The organism is Mycobacterium sp. E735 (genome assembly GCF_001666955.1).
GTDB lineage: Bacteria > Actinomycetota > Actinomycetes > Mycobacteriales > Mycobacteriaceae > Mycobacterium.
This window is the reverse complement of the sequence record NZ_LZIX01000067.1, coordinates 25,416-32,776: the sequence shown is the minus strand read 5'-3', so window position 1 is coordinate 32,776 and position 7,361 is coordinate 25,416. Positions and strand designations below refer to the sequence as shown.

General features: G+C 71.5%; 7 protein-coding genes. 6 read left to right on the top strand and 1 reads right to left on the bottom strand.

Features of this window, described 5'->3' with window-relative positions:
• Positions 1–161: 161 nt before the first annotated feature.
• Positions 162–1,289: a trehalose-phosphatase gene (gene otsB, locus A5704_RS05250; RefSeq protein WP_067751460.1), complete on the top strand. Its 1,128-nt coding sequence runs from the start codon at positions 162–164 to the stop codon at positions 1,287–1,289.
• On the opposite strand, the gene A5704_RS05245 is transcribed toward otsB, so the two are convergent.
• Positions 1,286–2,158 carry a MaoC family dehydratase gene (locus A5704_RS05245; RefSeq protein ID WP_067887701.1) on the bottom strand — a complete coding sequence of 291 codons (873 nt, stop codon included), beginning with the start codon at positions 2,156–2,158 and terminating at the stop codon, positions 1,286–1,288. The genes otsB and A5704_RS05245 overlap by 4 nt on opposite strands.
• 84 nt (positions 2,159–2,242) lie before the next feature.
• Between A5704_RS05245 and A5704_RS05240 the strand changes: the two genes are divergently transcribed.
• The 5 genes from A5704_RS05240 (at position 2,243) to A5704_RS05220 (ending at position 7,359) form a co-directional block, all read left to right on the top strand.
• Positions 2,243–2,956, top strand: coding sequence for a histidine phosphatase family protein (locus A5704_RS05240; protein WP_067751465.1), 714 nt, complete (start codon positions 2,243–2,245; stop codon positions 2,954–2,956).
• Between the two features lie 112 nt (positions 2,957–3,068).
• Entirely contained in the window at positions 3,069–5,072 is a 2,004-nt protein-coding gene (locus A5704_RS05235; RefSeq protein WP_067887697.1) for an SDR family oxidoreductase, read from the top strand.
• A gap of 42 nt (positions 5,073–5,114) precedes the next feature.
• Entirely contained in the window at positions 5,115–5,858 is a 744-nt protein-coding gene (locus A5704_RS05230) for a 2OG-Fe dioxygenase family protein (protein WP_067887693.1), read from the top strand.
• Positions 5,859–5,881: 23 nt separating this feature from the next.
• Positions 5,882–6,904: a nucleoside hydrolase gene (locus tag A5704_RS05225; RefSeq protein ID WP_067887716.1), complete on the top strand. Its 1,023-nt coding sequence runs from the start codon at positions 5,882–5,884 to the stop codon at positions 6,902–6,904.
• A complete protein-coding gene (locus A5704_RS05220; RefSeq protein ID WP_067887690.1) occupies positions 6,901–7,359 on the top strand; it encodes a hypothetical protein in 459 nt (152 codons plus the stop codon). The genes A5704_RS05225 and A5704_RS05220 overlap by 4 nt, the downstream gene beginning before the upstream one ends.
• Positions 7,360–7,361: the final 2 nt, after the last annotated feature.

Here is a 7,361-nt window from a genome sequence, read left to right as displayed (position 1 = left end):
TTGTCTTGCTTTTTGTGTGTTTTTTGTGTGGTTTAGGGGGGGGGGGGGGGGGCGCGGGGGGGGTGCCCGGCCGGCGCGCCGGGCGCCCGCCCGCCCGCGCCGGGGCAAGCCCGGCACTGACCCACTCCCCGACCGGCCTGCCACCGTGAGAAGGTGGGGTCGTGCCACAGTCGGGATTGGTCGTCATCGACCCGCGCCGCCATGACGCGGTGCTGTTCCACGCGCCGGACCCCAGCCTGGAGGGCAAGTTGCGCGTGGCCGGGGTGGGCGCCGCCGTCTACACCGAGGACCCGTCGGAGGCGGCCCGCCGGCTGCAGGTCCGGCCCGGCCGATGCGCGGTCGTCACACCCGACGAAGCGGGCGTCGCGGCCGCACGCGCCGGCGGATTCGCACTCGTCATCGGCGTCGATGAGGGGCGCGGCGACGCGCTGCGAGATGCCGGCGCCGACGCGGTGGTCGCCGACCTGCACCAGATCACCGTGCGCACCGGGGACCGCCGGATGTCGCAGCTGCCCGACGCGCTGACGGCCCTCGACGACCTGGCCGCGCGGCGGCCCGCGGTGTTCTTCGACTTCGACGGCACGCTGTCCGACATCGTCAACGACCCGGACGCGGCCGTCCCGGTCGACGGCGCCACCGAGGCGCTGCGGCAGCTGGCGACCGGCTGCCCGGTGGCGATTCTGTCCGGCCGTGATCTGGCCGACGTGACGAAACGCGTTGGGGTTCCCGGGATTTGGTATGCCGGCAGCCACGGGTTCGAATTGACCGCGCCCGACGGCGCGCACCACCAGAACGACGACGCCGCCGCGGCCATCCCGGTGCTGGAGGCCGCCGCCGGCGAGCTGCGCGAGCGACTCGGCTCCATCCCGGGAGTGGTGGTGGAGCACAAGCGCTTTGGTGTCGCCGTGCACTACCGCAATGCCGGACGCGACCGCGTCGGCGAGGTGGCGGCCGCGGTGCGCGCAGCCGGCCGGCGCGACGGCCTCCGGGTGACCACCGGCCGGGAGGTCATCGAGCTGCGCCCGGACCTGGATTGGGACAAGGGCAAAACGCTGCGCTGGGTGCTCGATCACCTAACCGAGGCCGAACCCGGCGCCCGGACCCCGGTCTACCTCGGCGACGACATCACCGACGAGGACGCGTTCGACGCGGTCGGCGACGGCGGCGTGCCAATCCTGGTGCGGCACTACGACGACGGCGACCGCGCCACCGCGGCGCGATTCGCGCTGGACAGCCCCGCGCAGGCCGGCGAGTTCACCGCCCGCCTGGCGCGCAAGCTATCGCCCTAAGCCTGTACGTATTCCGCGGCGCCGTCGTCGAGGACCACCCGCGGGCCGCTGCCCTCGGCCCCCGAGGCCTCGGTGCGAAACACCGCCTTGCCCGGCTCGGTGCGCCAGATGAGCGTGGTCAGCGTCTCGCCGGGAAACACCGGCGAGGTGAACCGCGCGGCGATCGAGGTGACGTTGGCGGCGGTCCCGCCGTCGGCCTCGGCGACCAGCGCGCGGCCCGCGACCCCGTAACTGCACAGGCCGTGCAGGATCGGCTTGGGGAAGCCGGCGAGCTCGCGGGCGAACCACGGGTCGCTGTGCAGCGGGTTGCGGTCACCGGAGAGCCGGTAGATCAACGCCTGATCCTCCCGGGTGGGCAGGGCGACCCGGGCGTCGGGTTCGCGGTCCGGGATCTCCGGGGCCACCGGGCGCTGGCCCGGCACGCCGCCGAATCCGCCCTCGCCGCGGATCACGAGGGTGGTGAGCGTCTCGGCGATCAGCTTCTCCGAATCCGGGTCGGTGCCCCGGCCGCGCAACACGAGGATCGCGTTCTTGCCCTCGCCCTTGTCCTGGATGTCGGCGACCTCGGTGACCACCGACAGCTTCCCCGCGGCCGGCAACGGCGCGTGCAGCCGGATTTCCTGCGAGCCGTGTAGCAGCATGGCCCAGTTGAACGTTCCCACCTTGCCGGCTGCCCCGAAGGCCGGGCAGCAGATCACCGCGTAGGTGGGCAGCACCTGCTGCTCGATGCCGTGGCTGTTCTCGGTGGTGAACGACAGGTCGTCGAGGCCGGCGCCGACGCCGAGCGCATACAGCAGCGTGTCCCGGTCGGTCCACTCGAACAGCATCGGTTCGGTCACCGCGCCGACGGCACTCGGGTCAATCGCCATCTGAGTCTCCTTCGCAAGTAATTTCTCCACTTAACCATCGCAAACCCTTCCCACCGATGCCGTCGGCAGGGCAGGCTATTTGCCATGCCGAAGCGCAGCGTGATCCGGAATGTCTCGAAGGCCGTCGCGGCGCTGACCGCGGTCCTCGTCGTCGGGGCCTGCGGTGGGTCACCGCAGGCACGCAGCATCACGATCACGTTCATCCGGCACGCCCAGTCGGCATCCAACGCGAGCGGGATCATCGACACCTCGGTGCCGGGGCCCAGCCTGACCCCGGAGGGCCAGGGTCAGGCCCAGCAGGTCGCGCATCAGGCGGGCCATAAGGACTACGACGGCATCTACGCCTCCACGATGGTCAGGACACAGCAGACCGCAGCGCCGCTGGCCTCGGAGCTGGGCAAGCAAGTCGAGGTGCTGCAGGGCATTCAGGAGATCAACGCGGGCTGGTTCGAGGGCAAGCCGATCGCCCAGGAGAATGCGACGTACCTGCTGGCGCCCGCGGACTGGCTCCGGGGCGACACGCAGGACAGCATCCCCGGGTCGATCAGCGGCAAGCAGTTCAACGAACAATTCACCGCCGCAATCGCAAAGGTCTACAACAGCGGCCAGCACAACCCGGTGGTGTTCTCGCACAAATTCGCCATCGAGTACTGGACGCTGATGAACGCGAAAAACGCCAAGGACTCACTGCTGACCAGCCATCCCCTGCCCAACGTCGGCCGCGTGGTGATCACCGGCAACCCGATGAACGGCTGGACCCTGGTCGACTGGGACGGCATTCGCGACTTCCACAACTGACAATCCCCGCCACGCCCGCGACGGTTGACAGTGGCGACCCGCCGCGCCCGGCGACGCCGCGCTCGCGATCGCCACAGTTGACGCGGGCGGTCGCGACCGCCACGATGGCTGCATGCGGTATGTCGTTACCGGCGGTACCGGGTTTATTGGTCGCCGCGTCGTCGCCCGGCTGCTGGACACCCAACCCGATGCGCAGGTGTGGGTGCTGGTCCGGCGGGAGTCGCTGGGGCGTTTCGAACGGCTCGCGGCCGAGTGGAGTGACCGGGCCAAACCGCTGGTCGGAGCGCTGCCGGAGCTGGAGCTGACCGACGAGACCCTCGCCGAGCTGGGCAGCATCGACCACGTCGTGCATTGCGCAGCCATCTACGACATCACCGCCGGCGAGGCCGAGCAGCGGGCCACCAATGTCGAGGGGACCCGCGCCGTCATCGAGCTGGCGCGGCGGCTCGGCGCGACGCTGCACCACGTGTCCTCGATCGCGGTCGCGGGGGACTTCCCCGGCGAATACACCGAGGACGACTTCGATGTCGGCCAGCCGTTGCCGACCCCGTATCACCGGACCAAGTTCGAGGCCGAGTTGCTGGTGCGGTCGGCGCCCGGGCTGCGTTATCGGATCTACCGCCCGGCGGTGGTGGTCGGCGATTCGCGCACCGGCGAGATGGACAAGATCGACGGGCCGTACTACTTCTTCGGCGTGCTGGCCAAGCTGGCGGTGCTGCCCAGGTTGACGCCGATCATGCTCCCCGACACCGGCCGCACCAACATCGTGCCGGTCGACTACGTCGTCGACGCGCTCGTGGCGCTGATGCACGCCGACGGTCTGGACGGCCGCACCTTCCACCTCACCGCCCCCAAAACCGTTGGGCTGCGGGGCATCTACCGCGGCGTCGCCAAGGCGGCCGGGCTCCCGCCGGCGCGCGGGTCGCTGCCCGGCTCGGTGGCCGCCCCGGTGCTGAAGGTGCGCGGGCGGGCCAGGGTGCTGCGCAACATGGCGGCCACCCAGCTCGGTATCCCGGCCGAGGTCTTCGACCTGGTCGACCTCAAGCCCACCTTCATCAGCGACCAGACCCGGAAAGCCTTGCGCGGCAAGGGCATCGAGGTGCCCGAGTTCTCCAGTTACGCGCCCGGGCTGTGGCGGTACTGGGCCGAGTACCTGGACCCGGACCGGGCGCGCCGCGACGACCCGCACGGGCCGCTGCACGGCCGGCACGTCATCATCACCGGCGCGTCCAGCGGCATCGGCCGGGCGGCGGCCATCGCGGTGGCCGAGCGTGGGGCGACGGTGTTCGCCCTGGCCCGCAACGCCGACGCGCTGGATCAACTGGTCGCCGAGATCCGCGCGGCCGGCGGTGACGCCCACGCCTTCACTTGCGACGTCACCGATTCCACCTCGGTCGAGCACACCATCAAGGACATCCTGGGCCGCTTCGACCACGTCGACTACCTGGTGAACAACGCCGGCCGGTCGATCCGCCGCTCGGTGGTCAACTCGACCGACCGGCTGCACGACTACGAGCGGGTCATGGCGGTCAACTACTTCGGCGCGGTGCGGATGGTGCTGGCGCTGCTGCCCCACTGGCGCGAGCGCCGCTTCGGTCATTTGGTCAACGTCTCCAGCGCCGGCGTGCAGGCCCGCAATCCGAAGTACAGCTCGTACCTGCCCACCAAGGCGGCGCTGGACGCGTTCGCCGACGTGGTCGGCTCGGAGACGCTGTCCGACCACATCACGTTCACCAATATTCATATGCCACTGGTCCGTACGCCGATGATCGCGCCGTCGCACCGGCTCAACCCGGTGCCCGCGATCAGCCCGGAGCGCGCCGCCGCCATGGTGGTGCGCGGGCTGGTCGAGAAGCCGGCGCGCATCGACACCCCCCTCGGAACGCTGGCCGAGGTGGGCAACTACTTCGCGCCGCGGACGTCCAGGCGGATCCTGCACCAGCTGTACCTCGGTTACCCCGACTCGGCCGCGGCCCGCGGACTGCCCACCGAGCCGCCCGCCGCGCCCCCGCCGCGGCGCAAGCCGAGGCGGCCCGTCCGCGCCGTCACCGGCGGCATCCGGACGCCGCGGGGAGTCAAACGGTTGGTGCGCCGGGTGCCCGGGGTGCACTGGTAGTCCGGGCGTTTCAGCCGCGCCTGATTGCGGTATTCCGGCGCGATGACCCGGACGCTTTCCGCGAAACGGGCGGACGCCGACCCGGTGGCCGCCGCGGCCCGCCTGGTCGCCACGCAAGGCGTCGCGGTGATGTCCTCACTCGACGTGACGCGGAGCCTGGGCGCCGGCCGCGAGGAGTGGACCCGATTCGCCCGGCACTGGCAGCAGCTGGGACCCGACCCGTACGCCGCGGAGCTGGGGGTGCAGCGGCTGCGCCGGTACGGCCAGTACTCCTTTCGCGACGGTGCGCTGCGCCCGGTGCCCAGGAGCACGTTCGCGCAGCCCGAGGACTCCAACCCCCTCTACATCGGCAAGGACCGCGACTTCGAGCCGCTGACCGACGCTTTCGCCCGGGATCCGTTGCTGCGCAGGATCATCGACCTGCTGGCCCGAGTGGCGGCGGCGCTGGACGACGTCGCGGACTGGAACGTCAAGGTGCATCCGTTCCGCGTCCGGTCGTTGTCCGACGACGGCGGCCATCCGACGCCGGAGGGCATGCACCGCGACGGCGTCACCCTGGTCAGCTCACTGCTGGTCGGGCGGCGCAACGCCATCGGCGGCGAGAGCACGGTGAATGACCTCGACGGCAGGCAGTTGCTGGCGACGACGCTGGCCGAACCCGGCACGCTGATGTTGGGCGACGACCGCCGCACCCTGCACGGCGTCTCCCCGATCCGCCCGATCGACGGCTCGGGCCCCGCCCAGCGCGACGTCCTGGTGGTCACCTTCGCCTCGGCGTGGCCCTGAGCGACGGTATCGTTGCCGCGGTGATGCCCGTATTCGTCGACGTCGACACCGGCGTCGACGACGCGCTGGCGCTGATGTACCTGTTCGCCAGCCCGGACGCCGACGTGGTCGGCATCGCCTCCACCGGGGGAAACGTTGCGGTGCAGCAGGTTTGCGAGAACAACCTGGGCCTGCTCGAGCTGTGCGGGCGCACCGGCGTGCCGGTCTCCAAGGGCGCCGAGGAGACCCTCACCGGGCCGATGAGCCTGCCGTCGAAGGTTCACGGCCCTCGCGGACTGGGCTATGCCGAACTGCCAGCCACCGATCGCCGGCTCACCGTCCACGACTCGGCGACCGCGTGGGTGCGCGCCGCGCGCGCCCATCCCGGTGAGCTGATCGGCGTGGCCACCGGCCCGCTGACCAATCTGGCGCTGGCGCTGCGCGCCGAGCCGGCGCTGCCGACGCTGGTGCGCCGGCTGGTCGTCATGGGCGGCTCCTACGATCACCGCGGCAACACCACCGCGGTGGCCGAATGGAACATCAGCGTGGACCCCGAGGCCGCGGCCGAGGTCCTGGACGCCTGGGCGACCGTTGAGCCGCAACGGCTTCCGATCCTGTGCGGCCTGGATCTGACCCGCAAGGTGGCGATGACGCCGGAGCACCTCACCAGGCTGGCCGCCGCTGCCGGGTCGACGACGACGCCGATGAGCGCGGGCGACAAGCCCGGCACGCGGTCGACCGCGTCCAACGCGTTGATCCGGGTGATCGAGGACGCGATGCGGTTCTACCTGGAGGCCTACCACGACATCGGCCACGGCTTCCAGGCGCACCTGCACGATCCGCTGGCCGCCGCCGCGGCGCTGGACCCGGGGCTCGTCACCATCCGGCCCGCGACGGTGGACATCGAGCTGACCGGCACGCTGACCCGCGCCATGACCGTGACCGACTGGTCGGGGCGCCGAGAACCCAACGCGCTGATCGGGATCGACGTGGACGCGGCGGCCTTCTTCGACCGGTTTATCGAACGGGTTGGGAGCTTCGCCCGCCGGTTATCCAACACCCCATGAAGATCCGCCTCATCGAAGTTCTGCGCGCGGGGTGGGGTGCCGCGCTGCTGACCGCCCCCTCCGGCGTGCTCAGCCACATCCACGGGGTGCAGGTCGACCACAAGGCGCTCGTCGTCACCCGGATCCTGGGCGGGCGCCACCTGGTCCAGGCACTGCTCTCGGGCATCAATCCCGGCCCGGAGGTGCTGGCGGCCGGCGTGTGGGTCGACACCGTGCACTCCGCGACGGCGCTCGGCCTCGCCGCGGCGGACCGGCACCGCGCCCGCGGCGGGGTGACCGACGCCGCCGTCGCGGCGTCGTGGGCGGCCCTGGGCTGGCGCCACCTGCGCACCGGTCAGGCCAGGACCGACCGCGTCCGGGGCCGCGACCGGCTGGCCCGCGCGGTGGTGGGCGCGCTCCCCGGCGGTGGCGGGCTGATGGCGCAGGCGCGGGCAGTCCGCTGCGGGCGGGCCTAGGA